At 40.6% G+C, this 19,307-nt stretch carries 20 protein-coding genes; 10 read left to right on the top strand and 10 right to left on the bottom strand.

Going from position 1 to position 19,307, the window contains the following annotated elements:
- The first annotated feature begins 80 nt into the window (after positions 1-80).
- The 7 genes from FNT16_RS17485 (at position 81) to FNT16_RS17450 (ending at position 3,776) form a co-directional block, all read left to right on the top strand.
- Positions 81-434 carry a hypothetical protein gene (locus FNT16_RS17485; RefSeq protein WP_185976639.1) on the top strand — a complete coding sequence of 118 codons (354 nt, stop codon included), beginning with the start codon at positions 81-83 and terminating at the stop codon, positions 432-434.
- A 103-nt stretch (positions 435-537) separates the two neighbouring features.
- A complete protein-coding gene (locus FNT16_RS17480; protein WP_143872795.1) occupies positions 538-1,233 on the top strand; it encodes an HNH endonuclease in 696 nt (231 codons plus the stop codon).
- Between the two features lie 407 nt (positions 1,234-1,640).
- Entirely contained in the window at positions 1,641-2,048 is a 408-nt protein-coding gene (locus FNT16_RS17470; RefSeq protein ID WP_143872794.1) for a DUF6794 domain-containing protein, read from the top strand.
- A 274-nt stretch (positions 2,049-2,322) separates the two neighbouring features.
- On the top strand, positions 2,323-2,601 hold the full coding sequence (locus FNT16_RS17465; protein ID WP_143872793.1) for a type II toxin-antitoxin system RelE/ParE family toxin: 279 nt from the start codon (positions 2,323-2,325) through the stop codon (positions 2,599-2,601).
- Entirely contained in the window at positions 2,601-2,915 is a 315-nt protein-coding gene (locus tag FNT16_RS17460) for a HigA family addiction module antitoxin (protein ID WP_143872792.1), read from the top strand. Before FNT16_RS17465 ends, FNT16_RS17460 begins: the two co-directional genes overlap by 1 nt.
- Before the next feature lie 144 nt (positions 2,916-3,059).
- A complete protein-coding gene (locus FNT16_RS17455) occupies positions 3,060-3,209 on the top strand; it encodes a hypothetical protein (protein WP_185976638.1) in 150 nt (49 codons plus the stop codon).
- Between the two features lie 135 nt (positions 3,210-3,344).
- The gene (locus FNT16_RS17450) at positions 3,345-3,776 is read left to right on the top strand and encodes an NUDIX hydrolase (RefSeq protein ID WP_143872791.1); all 432 of its coding nucleotides are present in this window, start codon (positions 3,345-3,347) and stop codon (positions 3,774-3,776) included.
- A 231-nt stretch (positions 3,777-4,007) separates the two neighbouring features.
- Here FNT16_RS17450 and FNT16_RS17445 read toward each other — a convergent pair whose 3' ends face one another.
- The 4 genes from FNT16_RS17445 to FNT16_RS20435 form a co-directional block, all read right to left on the bottom strand.
- Complete coding sequence (locus FNT16_RS17445; protein WP_342779173.1) at positions 4,008-4,349, bottom strand: DoxX-like family protein; 342 nt, start codon at positions 4,347-4,349, stop codon at positions 4,008-4,010.
- Positions 4,350-4,704: 355 nt separating this feature from the next.
- On the bottom strand, positions 4,705-5,793 hold the full coding sequence (locus tag FNT16_RS17440; RefSeq protein WP_425456708.1) for an IS91 family transposase: 1,089 nt from the start codon (positions 5,791-5,793) through the stop codon (positions 4,705-4,707).
- The gene (locus FNT16_RS17435; protein WP_143872788.1) at positions 5,794-6,624 is read right to left on the bottom strand and encodes a tyrosine-type recombinase/integrase; all 831 of its coding nucleotides are present in this window, start codon (positions 6,622-6,624) and stop codon (positions 5,794-5,796) included.
- 185 nt (positions 6,625-6,809) lie between these two features.
- Positions 6,810-7,040: a helix-turn-helix domain-containing protein gene (locus FNT16_RS20435; RefSeq protein ID WP_185976764.1), complete on the bottom strand. Its 231-nt coding sequence runs from the start codon at positions 7,038-7,040 to the stop codon at positions 6,810-6,812.
- Positions 7,041-7,062: 22 nt separating this feature from the next.
- Here FNT16_RS20435 and FNT16_RS17430 point away from each other — a divergent pair, with 22 nt between their 5' ends.
- Together FNT16_RS17430 and FNT16_RS17425 are read left to right on the top strand one after the other, a co-directional pair.
- Positions 7,063-7,209 (top strand): SIP domain-containing protein, encoded by a 147-nt coding sequence (locus tag FNT16_RS17430; protein WP_246072275.1) that lies wholly within the window; start codon positions 7,063-7,065, stop codon positions 7,207-7,209.
- A 99-nt stretch (positions 7,210-7,308) separates the two neighbouring features.
- Entirely contained in the window at positions 7,309-7,704 is a 396-nt protein-coding gene (locus FNT16_RS17425; RefSeq protein ID WP_221935039.1) for a hypothetical protein, read from the top strand.
- Positions 7,705-7,706: 2 nt separating this feature from the next.
- Here the strand turns inward: FNT16_RS17425 and FNT16_RS17420 are convergent, their stop codons facing one another.
- The 4 genes from FNT16_RS17420 to pheA form a co-directional block, all read right to left on the bottom strand.
- Positions 7,707-8,756, bottom strand: a complete 1,050-nt coding sequence (locus FNT16_RS17420; protein ID WP_185976637.1) for a porin — start codon at positions 8,754-8,756, stop codon at positions 7,707-7,709.
- 144 nt (positions 8,757-8,900) lie between these two features.
- Positions 8,901-11,957 carry an efflux RND transporter permease subunit gene (locus FNT16_RS17415; protein WP_143872785.1) on the bottom strand — a complete coding sequence of 1,019 codons (3,057 nt, stop codon included), beginning with the start codon at positions 11,955-11,957 and terminating at the stop codon, positions 8,901-8,903.
- 15 nt (positions 11,958-11,972) lie between these two features.
- A complete protein-coding gene (locus FNT16_RS17410; protein ID WP_143872784.1) occupies positions 11,973-13,085 on the bottom strand; it encodes an efflux RND transporter periplasmic adaptor subunit in 1,113 nt (370 codons plus the stop codon).
- Positions 13,086-13,099: 14 nt separating this feature from the next.
- Entirely contained in the window at positions 13,100-14,260 is a 1,161-nt protein-coding gene (pheA, locus tag FNT16_RS17405; protein ID WP_143872783.1) for a prephenate dehydratase, read from the bottom strand.
- A 355-nt stretch (positions 14,261-14,615) separates the two neighbouring features.
- Here pheA and FNT16_RS17400 point away from each other — a divergent pair, with 355 nt between their 5' ends.
- The gene (locus FNT16_RS17400) at positions 14,616-17,246 is read left to right on the top strand and encodes an EAL domain-containing protein (protein WP_143872782.1); all 2,631 of its coding nucleotides are present in this window, start codon (positions 14,616-14,618) and stop codon (positions 17,244-17,246) included.
- A gap of 26 nt (positions 17,247-17,272) precedes the next feature.
- On the opposite strand, the gene FNT16_RS21045 is transcribed toward FNT16_RS17400, so the two are convergent.
- Together FNT16_RS21045 and FNT16_RS21040 are read right to left on the bottom strand one after the other, a co-directional pair.
- The gene (locus FNT16_RS21045) at positions 17,273-18,643 is read right to left on the bottom strand and encodes a GGDEF domain-containing protein (RefSeq protein ID WP_281281914.1); all 1,371 of its coding nucleotides are present in this window, start codon (positions 18,641-18,643) and stop codon (positions 17,273-17,275) included.
- Between the two features lie 53 nt (positions 18,644-18,696).
- The gene (locus tag FNT16_RS21040) at positions 18,697-18,918 is read right to left on the bottom strand and encodes an ABC transporter substrate-binding protein (RefSeq protein ID WP_143872780.1); all 222 of its coding nucleotides are present in this window, start codon (positions 18,916-18,918) and stop codon (positions 18,697-18,699) included.
- Positions 18,919-19,307: the final 389 nt, after the last annotated feature.

Here is a 19,307-nt window from a genome sequence, read left to right as displayed (position 1 = left end):
GTGCTATTTTCAACATCAGGGTACGTCCGGATCTGTATGGGGGCGGTTCAGTAATGGGTCGTTCTACCATGACTATGCCTATGAATAAACTCTTAACATTTGCAATACTGTTTATCTCTTTTAGTACTGTTGCTGAAGTATCAGATAAAATGGCAACAATTCCTGAGTTGTGGCTTCAAGGGTTTCTATTTGGCGTTCCTGTTTATTTTTTAACAATATGGCGTAAAGGATTTGTAGTTCTTGGTATATCGTTTACGGTGTTTTTTGCTTACGCTGCATATGAGACTCTTAGTGATCCTTATATTGGCGTTGGGATAATCCAAGAACAAGGAACACCTTATATAATTGCGTCTTACGGTGCAGCTGTAATAATTGCTTTATGTTCAGCTTTAGGTTTGATTAAAAATAAAGCCAAATTTAAAGCCGACATATAACAGGGCCATGAAGTAACGGACATATAACAGTTGGCTGTGTTCGTTCCTCACAATTTTAGCCAACTATTATCTGGCCGCTTATGGCGGCGTTCAAGGAGAAATTATGAGCCTCGAGCAAGATTTTGAAACCCATATTCTAGAGCAACATAGAATTTCTAGAGAAGAGACTGGTTACAAGGCTCCATTATTTCGATCGATGGTTAGTGAGCGAGGAGCACTGCAAACAGCAAGGGATTTATTGGTAGGCCCAAATAGAATATCCGAAGGGTTAACTAGATTAGTTCTCCACAATCGATTAGATCTTTCACTCGAGGCAAATGTCATTAAGCCTGAGTGGAGGGTGCTTTTTACTACCGATGAGTTAAGAACTGCCGTACGTAGATTGAGGGAGCTTAACTATTCAATAGACCCCGAGATAGAAAGCTACTTACTGCAAGATTCCAAACCAAAAAGAAAAAGTTACGAAACCAACAAGATAATAAGAGATCAAGGGCTTCCTTTAAAAATTAAGGAATTGTATGAGTACAAGTGCCAAATGTGTGGTATTCGATTGGAGGCTGGTGACTATTGGTATGCTGAAGCGGCTCACATTAAAGCTTTAGGTGAGCCTCATAATGGTGTAGATACAATTGAAAACATCTTATGTTTGTGTCCAAACCACCATAAGCTTTTCGATATCGGTGGTGTATATATAGAAAATGATCTAACTGTGCCCCAATTGGGTAGGCAGCTTATTGTAAAGGAAAGTCACAATTTGGATGTTTCGGCTATCGAGTATCACAGGCAGTGGTGCAAGTGAAGCTAATAAATAAGGATATGTTGCGCGAAGCCGCAACTTAATCCTATTGTTGGACCGTTTCTCTGCATCCTGCAGTCACGGCATTAGCGCATCCTTGCACGTCACAAGCCCGGTGTTGAGTTCTGCTTATATAAGGAAATAAATAGGTTTGTCGTTATGGTTGACTTTTTCAAGGTGAGCCTAAGTTAAATAGACGCCCCAAACGCAGAGTTTTAACTGGCATGGGTTTAAAGATATGCTAGGGTATTTTCAAATTAAACCACTACGGGTCAGCAAACGGTTGATAGCGGTAGATTGGTATTAGGGGGCTTTGTGTTTTACACGGGCAATGATATTAATGAAGAGCCGGATGCGGTGCTATTTTCAAAATCAGGGCACGTCCGGATCTGTATGGAGGCTGCTCAGTAATGGGTCGTTCTATCATGACCATGCCTAAGGGAATTGAGATGTATAAACTACTTATAACTGTATTTATTTGTTTGGTATTGTCCAGTTGTAGTTCCGTTCCAGAAAGTAGCAAGGAAAGCGAAACTGACACAATGACACCACTTACTTGCAAAGAAGCAGCGTTGGATATCTATAAAAGCCTAGATCAAGAAAGCATCAATACGCTACAAGAAACAGAAAAAGAAGATCTCATACAGTTTCATTTAGGTTGGGGAATGGGAATCAGGAATAGTTACGGGTTATGGAGTGAAGGTTCACCCATCAGGAAATCATGCGCAGCTATGTCTGGAGAACAAGATATGCATCCCGATAGCGCCTCATCTGTAATCATGGAGCTCGTTTGGGATTTGGTTCATGAAAGCATGTAACAATGCCAAGCACTTCGCCCCAGCGAAGCTGGGGCAGGACCTCGCTACGCTCGGCCTGTGTTGGCGGCGTTGAGGCTGTAGAATTATTCATTTTTAAGAAAAACAGCCTGTGTTATGGGTTCCAAATGCATTACCTAATGCTTTAAAAACGCTTAGAGTTAATTACAGGAACTCGTTTTTTAATTCAATTTGGCTGTAGGAGTTATTCTACAGTCTCGTTATACGTCTTAGCAATTTACTGGCTTTTTGACACCTGTAGGGTTACACTTTCTTTATGATTAAAAGTTTCATTCATAAAGGCCTAGAAAAGTTTTACGCAACTGGCAAAACCGCCGGAATACAAAAAAAGCATGAAAAGAAAATTCGTTTGATTTTAGCTAATTTAGATCAGGCTGAAGTTCCTGACGATATGGACTTACCGGGCTTATTTATGCATAAACTTAAAGGCGATAGAAAAGAAATATGGTCTGTTCGAGTAAGCGGTAATTGGCGAATCACCTACCGTTTCACCGGACGGGATGTTGAAATAGTAAATTATGAGGATTATCACTAATGTCTATGCATAATCCAGCACACCCAGGCGAAATTCTAAAAGAATTAGTAATTGAGCCTATGGGAGTCACGATAACAGATGTAGCGAAACATTTAGATGTAAGTCGCAAGACACTTTCAAAAGTTTTAAATGCAAAAGGCTCAATTACTCCAGAGATGGCGGTAAGGTTGGAGCTTGCTTTTGGAAAGCCTTCTGCCGATCATTGGTTAAAGCTTCAGAATGCATTTGACCTTTGGCAAATGAGGCAAACCCAAAGCACCTTACATGTGTCTCCATATAACTTACAATTAGCGTATTCGACGTATAATAAATAAGGATATGTTGCGCGCAGCCGCAACTTAATCCTATTGTTGGACCGTTTCTCTGCATCCTGCAGTTCACGGCATTAGTGCATCCTTGCACGTCACAAGCCCGGTGTTGAGTTCTGCTTATATAAGGAAATAAATAGGTTTGTCGTCATGGCTGACTTTTTTCAAGGTGAGTCTAAGTTAAATAGACGCCCCCAAACGCAGAGTTTTAACTGGCATGGGTTTAAAGATATGCTAGGATATTTTCAAATTAAACCACTACGGGTCAGCAAACGGCTGATCTCGGTAAATTGGTATTAGGGGGCTTTGTGTTTTACACGGGCAATGATATTAATGAAGAGCCGGATGCGGTGCTATTTTTAACATCAGAGCACGTCCGGATCTGTATCGGGGCGGCTCAGTAATGGGCCGTTCTACCATGACCAAGTAGGAAGTATGAGAGCACCATTCCAAGTTATTGTTTTCCCCTATCGACGAGCTGGTAACGAGATTGAAGTGCTTATTGGTCAGCGGTCCGACGATGGGTCATGGCAGGCAATATCAGGCGGCGGTGAAGATCAAGAAAGTCCGATTGAAGCTGCTAAGCGTGAACTAAGTGAAGAATCTGGCATGATCGGTACTAATTGGTTGCAGTTAGATAGTAAAGTTATGCTGCCTAAAATTTTCTATAAGGGACATGAGCATTGGGGTGGAAACGTTTATGTCATCCCTGAATTTGCTTTCGCCACTGAAGTAACTGGAACTGCCGTTAATTCTGAAGAGCATTCTGAGCTGCGATGGGTTTCCACCGTAACTGCGGATACATTGCTGAGATATGATTCAAATAAAATCGCTCTTTGGGAACTGTGCCAAAGGGTAAACTTGTAACAAGTATGGCACGGGGCTCGTTCCTCGCCCGTGCCATAAGCGTTAAATTTTTTTGCGCATCTTTTGCTTGAGTCAGCTAAATATCCGATAGCCGACATTAAATAACCCACGCTTGAGCTTCCACTTTTAGCACAGAAAAGACTAAACAAAATTCGAAGCCAATGTCCGCTTTGTTAGATCACTTGCCGTTAAATAAGCCAAGGCCAATGTCTGTTATTGGCATGATAAACTTTACCCGGTGTGCTTTAAATTATTCAGTAAAATAATGCTCAACCCGATTATTGGAATATTAGTTGTCACGGGGTTAAATGTTTCAACTAATAACTGAGGCTGTAACATAGCGACGAATAATATTAAACCAACTAAAGCTGCAATATTTAAAATTAAAATAGCTTTAGAACGATAAAAAATAAAGAGAACAACACCAAATACAACTTCTCCAACACCTGCCAATTGGGTAAGTAAATCCGATATTTCATTTGAAAACCCCAAACTTGCCGTCAAAAATCGCTCAAGTGGTGCAATGTGGATCAGCTTAGGAAATATTCCATGGTAAAGCCAGCTAAAACTAATAATAAAGCGCGATATCTGAACGGATGACAGCTGAAAATTTCCTTATATATAAAACGCTTTAGTATTCATGCACACGTAGTTTGTGTGAATGAATCATTTGTTGAACGGGCAAACAACACGGTTGTCTGGTTTGATTTATGCTATAGGAATTTGCTTTTTTAAGCTCAGTTGGCATGACAGGTAATCTCCTTGTTGTTAGCATTTTTCAATCCATTAAACTTGAGTTTGCGCATTGAATTAACGGTAATTTAAGCTAATTTGGTCATTTTTTGCAACTTTATTTTTAATATGCACAGAAAGGTCTAACCCAACCCAATGGGCTTTGTTTTTTATGGGCTTTATTGCCTTAAAAGTTTCAGCCAGTTAGTACCGGCTCTATTAACTTTCGACTTGGTAATAAAATACTCACCAGCTTTAGCTCACCTACCTGACACTCTGTGCACGGCCAATGCATTTTTTTGTCTGATTTTGGCTTTGTTGTACAGGGTTTGCCTGTTTTACATTGTGCTTTGATTAGCTTCACTTTACGCCTGCGACAAGCATTGGCTAAAAATCCATAATGGCGTACTCGCATTAAGCCTTTAGGCAGTATGTGTTGTAAATACCGCCGGATAAATTCCTCTGTATCAAGCGTCATGACTTTATTTTGGTTATTATCCCGATAGTCTTTGTATTTAAAACTCACTGAGTGGGTTGTATGTTTAACCAACCTTGATTCTGACATCACGCCTTTTCGGGTATACCTCGCCAGATAACTTAGCAATTGCTGGCTGTGGCTTAAGCAGGGTTTGGCGTACACACACCATTTTTGTGGAATGTTTAAGCTGTTTAAATTCACATTCTGAGCTTTTAGCTCTGCCAACATTTTGCCTTTAAAGACTGTGGATAATGCTTTCACTGGGTAAAGGTAATTTTTATTAACGCTTTGCCATTGTTGCTTTGTACTTAAACTCCCAGCTGGTATTAAACAGTGCAAGTGAATATGCTGACTTAAGTTTTGGCCCCAAGTGTGTAACACACAGGTCATACCCAATTGCCCGTGCTGCCGGTTGTTGGCAAATTTGTTTAAGGTTTGCCACACGGCTTTAAATAGACTTTGATACAGAGGCTTGGCGTTATATTGTGCAATCAGGTTGAGCTCATGTGGCAAGGTAAAGACTAAATGAAAATAGCTGCACGGCAATAAATTTTCGCTTTGCTTGTCGACCCAGTCTTCAGTGGTTGTACCCTGACATCTTGGGCAATGTCTATCGCGGCAGCTACAGCCAATTTCAGTTTGATGCCCACATTGGTCACATTGCCACTTTTGATATCCAAGCTCGCCCGTTCGGCACGATTGAATATGGTCGCATACCCGCTTTTGCTGCACACTCATTTTATGCGTTTGCTGATAGTCCGCTAAGCCTTGATTAAGGATGTCAGCTAGATGAAGTGGTTTCATAATTCACCTCATACTCGCCAGTAAATCAACGCCACCGTGACCTAATTCTGGTAACCAGTGTAAATATGTTTGTGTGGTCTTTATATCACTGTGTCCAAGTTGATGTTGTAGCTGGTGCAATGGCATGCCTGATTCTAGTTGGTGTGTAGCGTAGGCATGACGCAGTTTATGGGCACTTAATCTATTTTCCATGCCCAATTCTTTTGCCACTCTACGTAGCGCTTTCGAGAAGGTTGTTTTGCCTATCGGTGTTGTAAAATCACGTAACGAATAAAACAACCATGTACTGGGATGATACATTTTCCAGTATATCCTGAGTTGTTGTAAGGCACTTTCAGGCACGACGACGTACCTTGATTTACCGCCTTTTCCACGCTCTATTAGTATGGTTTTTCTTTGGCCATCAATATTCTGTACTTTTACTTGGGTCAACTCACTTAATCTCAGACCACAAGCATAGGTCAATATCACCATGGTTTTAATGCGCAAGTCGGTGCACTGTTGTATGACGCACTTTATTTCTTCTCTTGTTAAGTATATAGGTAGCTTCGGGCGTTGTTTAGGCACCACAACATCAATGGTAAAGGATTTATGAAGAACATATTTAAACAAGAAGTTTAAACTGTTCACTTTAATGAGCACACTTGAGCGCGATAATCTGTGGACTTCAGGGCTAGCAAAATAACAATTTAAATCTTGCTCTGTTGTTTGGTCTAACGGCTTACCTAAATAATTTTCAATTTGCTGCAAATGCTGACAATAGGTTTCTCGGGTTTTATCTGCATACCCTCGATATTCTATTTCTAAGGCGACTTGTTGGATTAATTTATTCATGGTGACTTACCTCCAGATTGGTTGTTAATCCATAGGTAAGTGTGGCTCAAATGGTGAGGTTTACGACTCCGCGCAGCGGCTTAGTTCAACATGATTATGTGCGGCAAAAGCTGCAACACTAACTAACAAGGCACGAGTTTCGTCAATTTAACAACGAATTCTCAGGCATTCATCTTCTACTGATATTAAGTGTGACTTTCTTCTAGATTTTTAGCCATTTTTTGAGCAACTGCATAGAAGGTCTGCATGTCTGCTTCAGTTATTCCGTCCATCATAACTTGCTCAGCGCGTTTTGTGAGTTTAGCCAAACTTGCCTGTATTCTTTCACCGTCTTGCGTTAATAACAATAACTGACTTCGGTTGTCACCAGGGTTTGGTATTTTTGTTATCAAATGGATAATTAACTCTGACGTCACAAAAAATGAACTGCTGCAGGCGGTGCAAAATACATCTTGGTTAGAAGGTCAACCAGCGATATTTATTGCAGGAGAAATCAGACAAGTAAGAGCAATTAATCAATATGTAAAAGGGATACCTGGTTATTCGGAAAAGCAAACTTATGCATCAGGCTACTGGAAAGCCTGATGTTTAATAATGGCTAATGATTAAAACGCTTTATGTTGAACAGGGTCACATTATTTATTAATGCTTTATCGGTTGTACAGGCTTATTATGTCTGCCCGTATGCGCACAACTGAAGATGTATTTATGATTCAAATTGCCACGCTTGCATATCTGATAATCATTGCCGGCTTGATATTCTTTCAGTTTTGTCTAATTGCTGGTGCCCCCTGGGGACGAATCACTCAAGGTGGACAACATGAACGTACACTGCCGCTTACTGGACGATTAGCTGCCGCGTTGTCCGTGCTGTTGCTGCTTTGTATGGGGGCGGGGATAGCCTCGGCAGCAGGAATGACACCATTCTGGCCGGTGTGGACCGCTTATGCCGCACTTGTGGTGCAAGTGTTAAGCACGATTCTAAATTGGATCACCCCATCCAGAATAGAACGACTCATCTGGGCCCCGGTAACTTCTGTAATGCTGGTATTAGCGTCTTATGTGGTATTTGCCAAATGATACTAAAACACAAACTGCCCACGCAAGCGTAACTCTTGGCCGTCATGTTCCGGCTGTTGAGTTTGTTCGGCGGACATATAACTTGACATAAACGACGCTTGCGACGTTAAGTACCAATTTAAACCCAGTGAATATGCACGCGCTTCGACAGCATTACCGAGCTCAACCTGATTAAAGTTGCCATCCCCTTGCTCTATGCGAGCAATAAGTTGAAGTGTGCCGTATTTTGCTTTTGGTTTAAAGCGTCCGTATTTTCCATTTTTATATGGCCGCGACGATGTGCCATCTAGAAAATAGCCACCCTCAATATAAACACCGTGCGTATTGTCTAGGTTTGCGTCATCGTAAGTTGCGGTAAAATATTCTGACTGCAAATGAAATGCATTGAAACCATAGCTAAATTCAAGATTGGCGAGATTTTTTTCGCCCGTTACAGCAATGCCACCCCCCAAGTGCACATATTGCGCAGGCTGTATTTGATACGAATAGCTCATTCGGCCTACAGTCGCAATACCGTTAAAGTCGGATTTGTCGTAAACCCCAAGCCAATAATTTATCTTACCGCCAAACTTTAGCTCAGCTAAAGACGATTGATACGTCATACCTTCCATACGGCCAAGTTTATGAAAATTCGCAACGCCACTTCGCTCAGCAAAGGTCAGTGCGGTATTTCCAGTCACCCAGTTCATGCCAAATTGCGTTTTTTGTCGGCCTAAGGTGAGCTTACGCCCATTACCCAAACCTGAATAACTGACCACTAAATCGACAACCGCGTCATCATCAAATTCGTCTGCTCGCAAATCAAAGCGAGCGAGGTAACTCCAGTTGCTAAGTTTGACCTTTCCCTTGTCATCACCGCTGCCATAAAAACTTAACCAGACACGGCGGTACGCTGATTTGTCTGTCACTTCTTCACTATTCAACTGGGTATTATCATAATCCAGTTGTACCCGGCCTTTGTAGTTAAACCACTCTGATTGTGCAGTGTGGCTAAATAAGAACAATATTAAAACCAGCCAAGTTTTTGTATAGTTTGAATGGGAAAGTGTCATAGTAATCATTGCGCCGTTGTAATTGATTTAAGACTGGTAAGAATACAGGCGAATTATGATGAAATTTTGAAACTGTTGTTGTCTAACATGTATTGCCCTTCAGGTGTATGTTCGCCACCTTGCGTATGCTTTTGGGTTATCCATTTAGTTGTATCGTTTTTTATCAGCTTCGTCATTAAACAGCATGGCATATAAAACCGGTACAATGCCCAGTGTTAAAACTGTACCTACCGCTAAACCAAATGCCAGTACCACGGCAAGGCCATAAAATAATGGGTCTTTACTGAGTATCAGCGGCATTAAACCCAGTATCGTTGTAACGGTTGTCATGGTTATAGGGCGCAGGCGATTTTTACAGGCGTTATGTATTGCTTGCTCAACTGATTGGTCTTGTTTGCGTAGGGTGTCTATTTTATCTATTAACACAATCGCGTTATTAATAATAATACCCGCCAGACTATACAAACCTAAAGACACCATAAAACCAAATGGCGCTTGCATTATTAACAAACCGGTGACTGCACCAATAAATGAAAGCGGAATTGTGATGATAATAATTAAAGGCCGCCTAAATGAGTTAAATTGCAGTACCAATAAAATAATGACACCGGCTAAAACCAAAGGCATATTGGCCGCTAGTGCCTGTTGTGCTTCGCTAGATTCTTTAATAACGCCATCATATTCTATTTGATGATTGAGCGGTAAATCGTCTTTTAGTTGTTGTAGTGCTTGATCAATTTGTTTTTTTAAATCCTCGGCAGTCATTTGGCTGTGACGTGCTTCTATCGATATCGTTTTAAAGAGGTTTTCACGTTGAATGCGCGAAAAATAACTTTTGGGTGAAAATTCGGCGATTTGAAACAGAGGCACATAACGGTTGGTTTTGGTCGAATAAACGTTCATGGTGCGCAACCTGTCTAAATTGTTGCGCTCATCGGTTTGTGCCCGGTAAATAATCGGAATAATGGTATCGCCGTCTCTAAATTCTGTAATTTCTGCGCCGCTAAAATAAGCTTGCAGGGTTTGTGCGATATCTTGTGAGGTAATACCCGCACGCCTTGCTCTTTGTTGATCAATCTCAACTTGGATTGAGGTAATGCGGCTTTCCCAGTCATCCCGTATATCTATCGTGCCTTTAACGCTGGCTAGAAGTTGTTTAATTTGCTGTGCTTTATCATAGATAACTTCTGCGTCTGGCCCTTTAACCTGAATTTTTATCTCGGATGAATCAGAAGGGCCTAAAAACATTCGGCTTACGCGCGCTTGTAAAACAGGATAACGTGCTAAAAAGCCATCTCTGAGTTTTTCAATCAGCGCATCAATTTTCTCTGCATCATTCACGTTTAATACGATAAAACCCCGATGTTGAGCCGGATCCATCGGAGTTAACGACAGCACAAATCGAGGACCACCAAAACCGCCATACGCAGCGTAGGAGTCAATTTCCGGGAAGCTTTGTTTGTCATCTAACCACACAAAAATATCTTGCAGTGTCTGGTTGGTCGCACGGCTCGAACTGGATGCTTCCAGTTCAAAATTAATCAATACCTGAGCGCGGTCGGAATCCGGAAAAAACTGTTGTTCAACTATTTGCATGGCCGCTATCGCTACGACAAGTAAAGCCAGCGCGGAGCATAAAGCCGACTTACGGTAATTTAATGTTTGTTTTAAAACGCGTGGGTATACATTTTGTAATTTAGAAATTGTTTTGCTGCGATTTGCGCTACCCGCTTTTAAAAAATGAAAACACAACAGCGGTGTAACTGTAAGTGCTAATAACCAACTGGTCATTAAGGTAATTAAGATCACCAATGAAATTGAGCGCGTATATTCACCCGCAACGTGCTGCGCTAACATCAGGGGAAGAAAAAATAAGATGGTGCTGGCGGACGAGCTCAACAATGGAATTGCAAGTTCTGATGGGCCTTCTTTTAATGCACTTAAACGATCGGTGCCGTTTTCGATACGGCTTTTAAAATCTTCTGCGATGACAATGCCGTTATCCACCAGCAAACCCAGTGCAATTATCAGGGTTGCTAGGCTCATGCGCTCTAAATTTAATCCGTACAAATTCATCACGGCAAGAGTGATTAACATTACGCAGGGGACGATGCTACCAACGATCAAACCTGTTCTTACACCTAAAAATAGCATCACTACAACCAGCACAATGACCAGTGTTTGTATCACGTTTATGGATACACCATAAACAGTTTTTTCTACCTGATCTGCTTGGTAGGTTGCAATGTCTAACGATAATCCAATTGGAAGTGATTGCTGAATCTGCTCAATTTGCTTTTTTATTTTGGGGCTATACTCGGTTACGTTGTAACCAGACAGCATTGAAATCGCAAATATCAGTGCCGGTTCACCATTGTAATAGGCTGTTTTATCGGGCGGGTCGATATAGGCTCTTGTAACTTCAGCAATATCTCGTAGCAATATAGGTTGTTCAAGTTGAGGTAGTGAAATTAACGTATTTTCAATGGCTTCTATTGAATCAAAATTGCCACTGGGCTCCACTGTTAGCGAACGCAAGCCAGTGTCGATTGAACCGCCAGGGCGAATGATGTTTTGATTTTGTAATGCACTGGCTAATTGTGCCTGCGATACGCCCAGTTGTGCCAGTTTTACATTCGCAACTTCAATAAAAATTTGTTCTTGCTGAACGCCTAAAATTTCTATTTTTTTGGTGCCTTCAACTGCGTAAAGGGTATCTCTGATATGTTCGGCGGTATCTTTCATTTGGCCCATTGAAAAGCCATCAGATGTGAGTGCTAAGGTGATGATGGCAACATCACCAAAATCATCATTTACCTGGCTGGGTAAGGTGCCTTCGGGCAACTGAGCTTGTGCCGCATTTACTTTGTTGCGTAAATCTTGCCAGATATTTTCTAGCGCAAAATAGCGGTCTGCTATTTCTACATGAATAACCGAGCTGCCCGTAGAAGAGGTTGAACGAATGCGCTCAAGTTGCGGAATTTGACGAATGTTTTCTTCCAGTTTTTTGGTGATTAGGTTTTCAACCCTTTGTGCAGACATACCCGGATATTGGGTTACCACTAAGGCTTCGCGAATGGTAATTTCAGGATCTTCTCGGGCAGGTATGGTGAAATAACTAAACAAGCCGTACAAGATTAAAACCAGCATTATAAGGATAAGTGGTTTTTGATATTTAAGCGCTGCGTGTGCAATATTCATCAAAAATAACTGGCCTTAATTAAAGATTTTAACGTCGTTTTTAAACAAGTTTACTTGTTGACCGTCTTGTAAAAACGATACCCCCGCCGTTGCGATGATTTCGCCGGATGTTAAACCTTGTGTGATGAGTACCTGATTACCCAGAATATTTTCGGCGACAACCTGACGTTTTTCTAATAAGCTGGTTTGTGGGTTATAGACGAATACGAAAGTTTGTTTATCTTTGCCGGCAAGTAGTGCGGAAACGGGGATGTTAAACGCGCTACCTTGATAGTTGTTGCGCTCAGATCCGCGATAGACAAAATCAACCTCTACTGACATCCCTGCGCGTAAGTCTGGGTGCTCTTCGCTAAAGTTTAAAACCACTCTAAAGGCATTGGCATTTTCTGCGCGGCTGGAAATTTCGCTGACATAAGCACTCAGTTCTTTGTCTTTTACAACAGGTGCTCTAACTTTGTATGTTTGTCCGTTTTTAACTTCTTTTATCAAGGTTTCGGGGACAAGGACGGCAATTTCTAAACCGTGCTGACCTTCTATTTCAAAAACAGTTTGTCCACTGGCGACTTGTTGCGAGGGTTCGGCTAGTTGATTGGTTATTCGCCCATCGTATGGGGCATACAAGGTTGCATCGTTGAGGTTTTTTTGTGCAATTTCTAGTTGTGTATGCGCAACATCAACTGAGGATGCAGCGCTTTGCGCTTGTGATTTTGCATTATCATAAACCGAGCGGGAGACGAGTTGTTGTTCTAATAATTGCTCGTAACGTGCAAATTCAGCTTCTCTTTCGCGTTGAAAGGCTTTGGCTTTTTCAAGTTCGCCTTGTGCAGCCTGCAGCGCAAGTTTGTAGTTGCTGAGTTGCAATTGAGCGAGTTTTTGTCCACTTGAAACACTATCGCCTAAATGCACATAAATGGCTTCAATTTTACCGCTGACCTGAAAACTTAAAGGGGCTGACTCAACCGGATTTAAGATACCTGGCAATCGCCGCATTTGCGTCAGCGGTTGACTATTTACGGTTTGCCAGGCAATTGAGCGAATTGGCTGCTTTGGTGGCTCGGTTTGTTTATCGCAGCTTAACAGCAGTAGTGAACTGATAAGGGTCATTGCGGATAGTCCAAATCGTGCCATTGTTAAAACTCCTGTTAACTTGCCTCTTCGCTAAAAATAGTTCGATTGATGTAACAGCCTAGTTCTGAAAAATCAGACACGCTGGCTTTTAATTCTTTGATCGCCAACTGCATTGCTTCTGATTTTAGGTTTTCAGTGACATCAATATAAAACATTTCTTCCCACGGCCGACCTTTAATCGGGCGTGACTCAATTTTACACATATTGACACTGTGTTTTTTAAATATCATCAAAGCATCTACTAATGCACCGGGGCGTTGCCCAACGGATAAAATAAGTGATGTTTTTGCCGCACACGCAAAGGGTACATTGACGGCTTCGCGCGCCACCACAATAAAGCGTGTCTGGTTATCTTTTTGGTTTGCAACATCGGCTCTGATAGATTGCAAACCATAATGTTTACCGGCCTCTGCACTGCCTAAAACGGCGATTTTCGGATCTTTTAAGGCTTGCACTTCTGACAAAGCACTGGAAGTACTGTCCATCACTTTGACTTCGATATCATCTAACTCATTTAAAAAATCACTACATTGAGCGATTGGCTGATGGTGCCCGTATATGGTTGTAATTTCAGATAAATCTGTTTCGCATGAGACTAAAAGGTTGTGCTTAACCGGTATATATAATTCGTCGATTATTTTTAAACGGGTTGTTTGCAGTAAATCATAAACTTCATTAATACTGCCAGAGGAGGTATTTTCAATTGGCAGCACGCCTAAGTCTGCTTCTTTATTTTCAACTGCTGCAAAAATGGCATCAAAGCTGGTACAACCAAAATCAATTAAACCACCATTTACGCTGGCCAAGTATTTTTCAACGGCTGCATGACTATACGAGCCTTTGCTGCCTAAATAGGCAATTTTGTATTCAGCACTTTTTAAGCTTGGATTATCCAATTGCATTAAAAAGTCTTGTTGTAATTCAACAGAATCTTCGATTATTGAGCGGTATACACGGTTTATGTATTCACTTTTTAAATCCAGTTTTTTACCTTTTTCAGCCAGATTTTCTAACAACAGTGTTTCCCGATAGCTGTCTCTGATTGGTTTTTGATCCTGAATTTTGCTTTTGACAACCTGAATACTTAAAGCGCGGCGGTCTGCTAATAATTGGAGTAACTGTTCGTCAAGCGCAGTTATTTGCGTTCTTATTTGGTTTAAATCTATTTTTTCCATTGTCTTCACTGAAAATATACTATGAGGCGGGCGTTATATTTGCCTGAATGTCGCTAACTATAGCGAATATGAAGGGGTTTATAAAATATAAATTGTGATTTATCAAAAGTAGAGAAGAAAAAGAGCAGATAAACAAGCTTTTGAGAATGGCAGAAAGATAAATTGAGTTAGATGCGCTTTGTAAGAGATCACGCACAGACGGTGAAATTTATAAAAGAATACAAAAATTCAAACAATTGGTTGATTTTTGCACAGTTATTGTGAAAAACTGCTTGACTAATAGTTGGTAAAAAGCGGTAATGACCATGTATGCATTAATTCAAATAATAATTATTACTAAATCGGTTGCTAAAGTATGAAACGTATGCAAAGAGCCATTATCTTTGCCTCATCAGGCGTATTGCTTTTATTTGTGCTGCTGGGGTTGGCATCAGAGCAAGCATTAGAAAAATGGAAGCAGACGCACCAATCTCAATTGGTTAATAGTCAATTGCAGTCCGTAGACTATCTTTTTCAGCAACATTATGCCTTGAGCCAACTTAAAGTAGAGCAACTTAAACAAACTTCTGATAAGTCTTTATGGTTAGACGAAAATCCGTCTTTTGCTATGGCGGTTGACAGTGATCTTCAAGTACTTTGGCAGATATATCTTACACAAGATAATGTGCTTGCCACTTCGCTTCCGACTTCTTTCAATAAAAATATATTAGAATTTTTAATCAGCGAGCATGATTCAAGTACCGGTATTACGCAATTAAATAAAAATGACTGGGCTTTGGTTTCGATAGTAGAGTCAAATGGTGGCCAATACATTTACGGTACTTTATTACCATCAGATAGCTTACTCGCCACACCAAGCTACGTTGTTGCAGAAACATCAACACCCTTTAATCTAACACATCATATCTTGCTGGAAGATTTGCTAACACAGCAAAATGTTGCCATTCCTTTAAAAATAGATACCAACCGAGCGTTTTATAACCAACCTATAATCGTGTTGGCAGCACTTATTTTTATCTTGTCGTTGGCCAGTGTCGTGATGTCGCTTTACAGCCGAAAAATCAGCGCACAGCAGCATTTAAATCGTCTGCAACAGGAAGTATCCCGAATTAAACCTAATAGCGAATCTGAGCGTAGAGTCGGGGATTATCAAACAGGTGAAATAGGTGCGTTAGCGGGCTCGATAAACGATATGTTGGACGAGTTATTTGCCGCAAAAGAGTTTAACAAAGTGACACTAAACTCAATAGGTGATGCGGTTATCACAACGGATTTGCATGGTATTGTGACTTTCTGTAACGCCGCTACATTTAAAATAATAAAAACCACTGAACAAGAGATATTAGGAAAACATATTGCAGATGTGTTGCCATTTAGCGATGCGGAAGATTCAAAGCGGTTACGTCGGGTATTAAAAGACGTCATACGCAACGGGCATGATTCGGTTAGTGCTGGCGAACGCTATATGCATCGTTTAAATCGTGAACTGGAAATCTTATATATCGAAAAGCATATTACGCTGCTGTGTAATCCGGAAAAAGAACTGGTAGGCACCGTTATGGTGCTACGTGACATGACACAATCAGAGCGCTTGCGCAAAAAACTAAATTTCCAAGCCAGCTACGATATCGTCACTAAATTGTTAAATCGCCATAAATACGAAGAAATGTTAAATGAGGCGGTACATAACGCAAAAATGGAAAGACGTGAGCATGTATTGTGTCAAATTGATTTAGATCGTTTTAAGTTAATTAACGACAGTGCAGGGCATGCGGCTGGCGACCAATTATTATATGAAATTGGTGGCATCCTTAAATCATTTTTGCGCAAAACGGACGTTTGTGCCCGAATTGGTGGGGACGAATATGGCATTATTTTATTTGACGCGCACCTTGAACATGGTTTGGCGATTTTTGACAAAATTTTAAGCCAAATTAAAGAATACCGTTTTATTTGGGGCGGAAAAATACATTCGATTGGTGCAAGTGTTGGTGTCACAATCGTCAATAGTGATACGCATAATGCAGCTGAAGCCAGACGGGAAGCGGACGCCGCCTGTTATATGGCTAAAAACGTGGGAATGAATAACATACGAGTATTTGACCCGAATAATGAGAAGTTGAATTCGCACCATCAGGCACCGCGTTGGGCTGCACGCATTAACGATGCGTTAGTTAATGATAAATTCGAGCTGTTTTTTCAGCGTATTAACCCAACAATTGGTGTCAGCGAACGGGAGCACATCGAAATTCTATTACGTATGATAGATGATGACGGAATATTGTTGGCGCCGGGCATGTTTTTACCGGCAGCAGAGCGGTTTAGACTGACCCCTAAAATTGATCGCTGGGTGATTAAAACGGTATTTCGTTGGATCTCATCTAGACCACAGTTGTGGAAAAAAGTGACGCTCTCGATTAACTTGTCTGGCGAGTCGCTAAACGATGAAAAATTGTTTTCATATATTATCGATTTGCACGAAAAAATTGGTTTTCCACCCGAAACGATATGTTTTGAAGTCACAGAAACGGCCGCTGTGGCAAATTTGGTGGTTGGACGCGAGTTAATCATGAAACTGAAGTCGCATGGTTTTACTTTTGCTTTGGATGACTTTGGCAAAGGCTTTTCTTCTTATAGCTATTTGCAAAACCTGCCTGCTGAATATGTCAAAATTGACGGCGGTTTTGTCAAAGAAATGACGATGAATGACCGAGATCGTGAAATCGTTCGTTCAATTCATCAAATCAGCAACGTTATGGGCATGAAGACGATTGCCGAATATGTAGAAGACGACAATATTTTGGACGCGTTGCGTGAAATTGGCGTTGATTATGCGCAAGGGTTTGGTATTCAAAAGCCCGCTTCTTTGTCTGGATTTGTATCTTTAGATGAAGCTTTAAATGCTGAAAGTTCGGCTATAAATGAAGAGTTGCGAGAAAGCTTAAACGCGACTCCAGATGCATTTATAGTGGAAGAGGAAAGGTGAAGAGCGGTAAAGTAACATTGTGTATTTTAAACAACATCTTTCTCATCTTCATCTATGTAGGTGAAATGACAGTTACGTCCATTTTGTTTCGCCCTATAAAGCGCAATATCAGCCTGCGTAAGGCTTTCACTCAATTCATTGGTGACCGGGGCGATACCGATACTCACCGTTAAGGTAAAAGATTGACTGTTTTTCCAAGGAATGTGCAGTTCCTGTATTCGTTTATGAATACGGTCGGCAACATTTTCAGAGGCCTTTAAATCACAATCAACCATTAATATTGCAAATTCTTCGCCTCCTATTCGGGCAAAAATATCATGGCTTCGGATAACTTCTGCTTTAATACAGTCGCAAACTTTTTGTAGCGCCAAATCTCCGGCCGCATGGCCATATTGGTCGTTAATCTTTTTAAAATAGTCAATATCTATCATTAATAATGACATCGGATAGTTTTTACGAGTGGCAAAACGCACTATCGACTGACCTTTGTCAAAAAATGCTCTGCGGTTATAAATTTGGGTAAGCGGGTCGCTTGAAGCTTGTGCCTTTAACTCATTGTTCGCTTTAATTAGCTTTCTTTCTGCGTATTGGCGGCGAGAAATTTCACGCTTTAAAGTGGAAGATAGATAGGCAAATCGCCAAGTGATAACCAGTAATACTAAAATGATAACCAGTGATAAAACAATGGCGTGAATAAACCAGGTAAGGTCTGCCTTAGGCCGTGTGTATATCAAACCTTCAATGCTGTTATCACCTTGTGTTAAGTTCAATTCTTTGTAGGTATCCGCAATGAATTGCCAACGTCCTGGGTTCATATGCCCGAGTTGTACAAGCTCGGGCATAATTAATGACTGAATCACTTTAGCTTCATATAGTAAATGCTCTAAGCTTTTATTAGGGGCATATTTATTACGAATAATAGAAATTGTTTCATCGATATTCTCCAAAGCGTACTGCCAGCCTTGCAGAGACGCAGCAGTAAAGTTTTCGATTATTTCAGGGTTGTTTTTAGCAAATTTTTCGTGCGTGACTAAAACATCATTGTAAAAATTAACACCGTAGTTCTTAGGCCGGATCAAGTTATATTGATGGCCTAGTTGATCTAATAAAAATGGCTCGTTGGCAATGTAACCATTGATTGCATCTACCTTGTTATTGATTAAGTCATCGACAGTCGCGCGGTGATTAATAAAATTTATCTGTTTAAGGTCTAAACCTTCCATGCGAAATACAGTTAATAATTCAGCACTTTCATTTGGCGTTAAAACAGGAAGCTTTCGTCCAATTAATTCATGTGGTGTCGCAAAGTCTTTATCTTTAAGTGTAATCCAGACCAAAGGAGAAGTTTGCATGATTGCAGCTAAGGCGACTAATGGATAACCTTCCATTCGATAAATTGCAACAGAGGAACTACTAATAGCAAAGTCAGCTTCATTATTTAAAATAGCATCTAGCGGGGGGAGGCAGTCTTATTCCCTTCTAAAATTTCAACGTTTAGATTTTTTTGTTGGTAAAATCCTTTTTCAAGCGCCATGTAGTATCCGGCAAATTGAAACTGGTGATTCCATTTCAACTGTAAACGCACTGTGTCTTGTGCAAATAGCTTAACACAAAAACATAAGCTAAAAGCTAACCCTAATGCCAATCTACGTGTCTTGAATAGATGTATCATAATGAATACCACGTACGTCCTTTTATCTGATTCTATGCTAGTCCATTTTTCTAACGTCGACAAATATAAATATCGGCCAAAAAATGTAAAGCTAGACTGAATTGTAGTTGATATTTCCGATATACTATAAGTTATTAGGGCGTGTTTATCTTTGTATTATTTTTGAGCAATAGGCTATTTTAATCATTAACAAAGCAGAATGAGTGGGGTTTAGTCATTCTAAATAAACGAATTCTAATGCCGTTAAGGGTTAAAATAGCCATTGCCCTTCGGGCTGAGGCCAAAATGGTCTTATGCAGTGTTAGAAATAACTTATTTAGATGACTAAACTTCATTATTTCTGCCTTGCCTAAGACCATTTTTTCTCTCAGCTCAAATTATAAACAAAG

The sequence above is a fragment of the Catenovulum sediminis genome (assembly GCF_007289895.1).
GTDB lineage: Bacteria > Pseudomonadota > Gammaproteobacteria > Enterobacterales > Alteromonadaceae > Catenovulum > Catenovulum sediminis.
The sequence above is the reverse complement of the archived record's forward strand: the minus strand, read 5'-3'. Positions and strand labels throughout refer to the sequence as shown.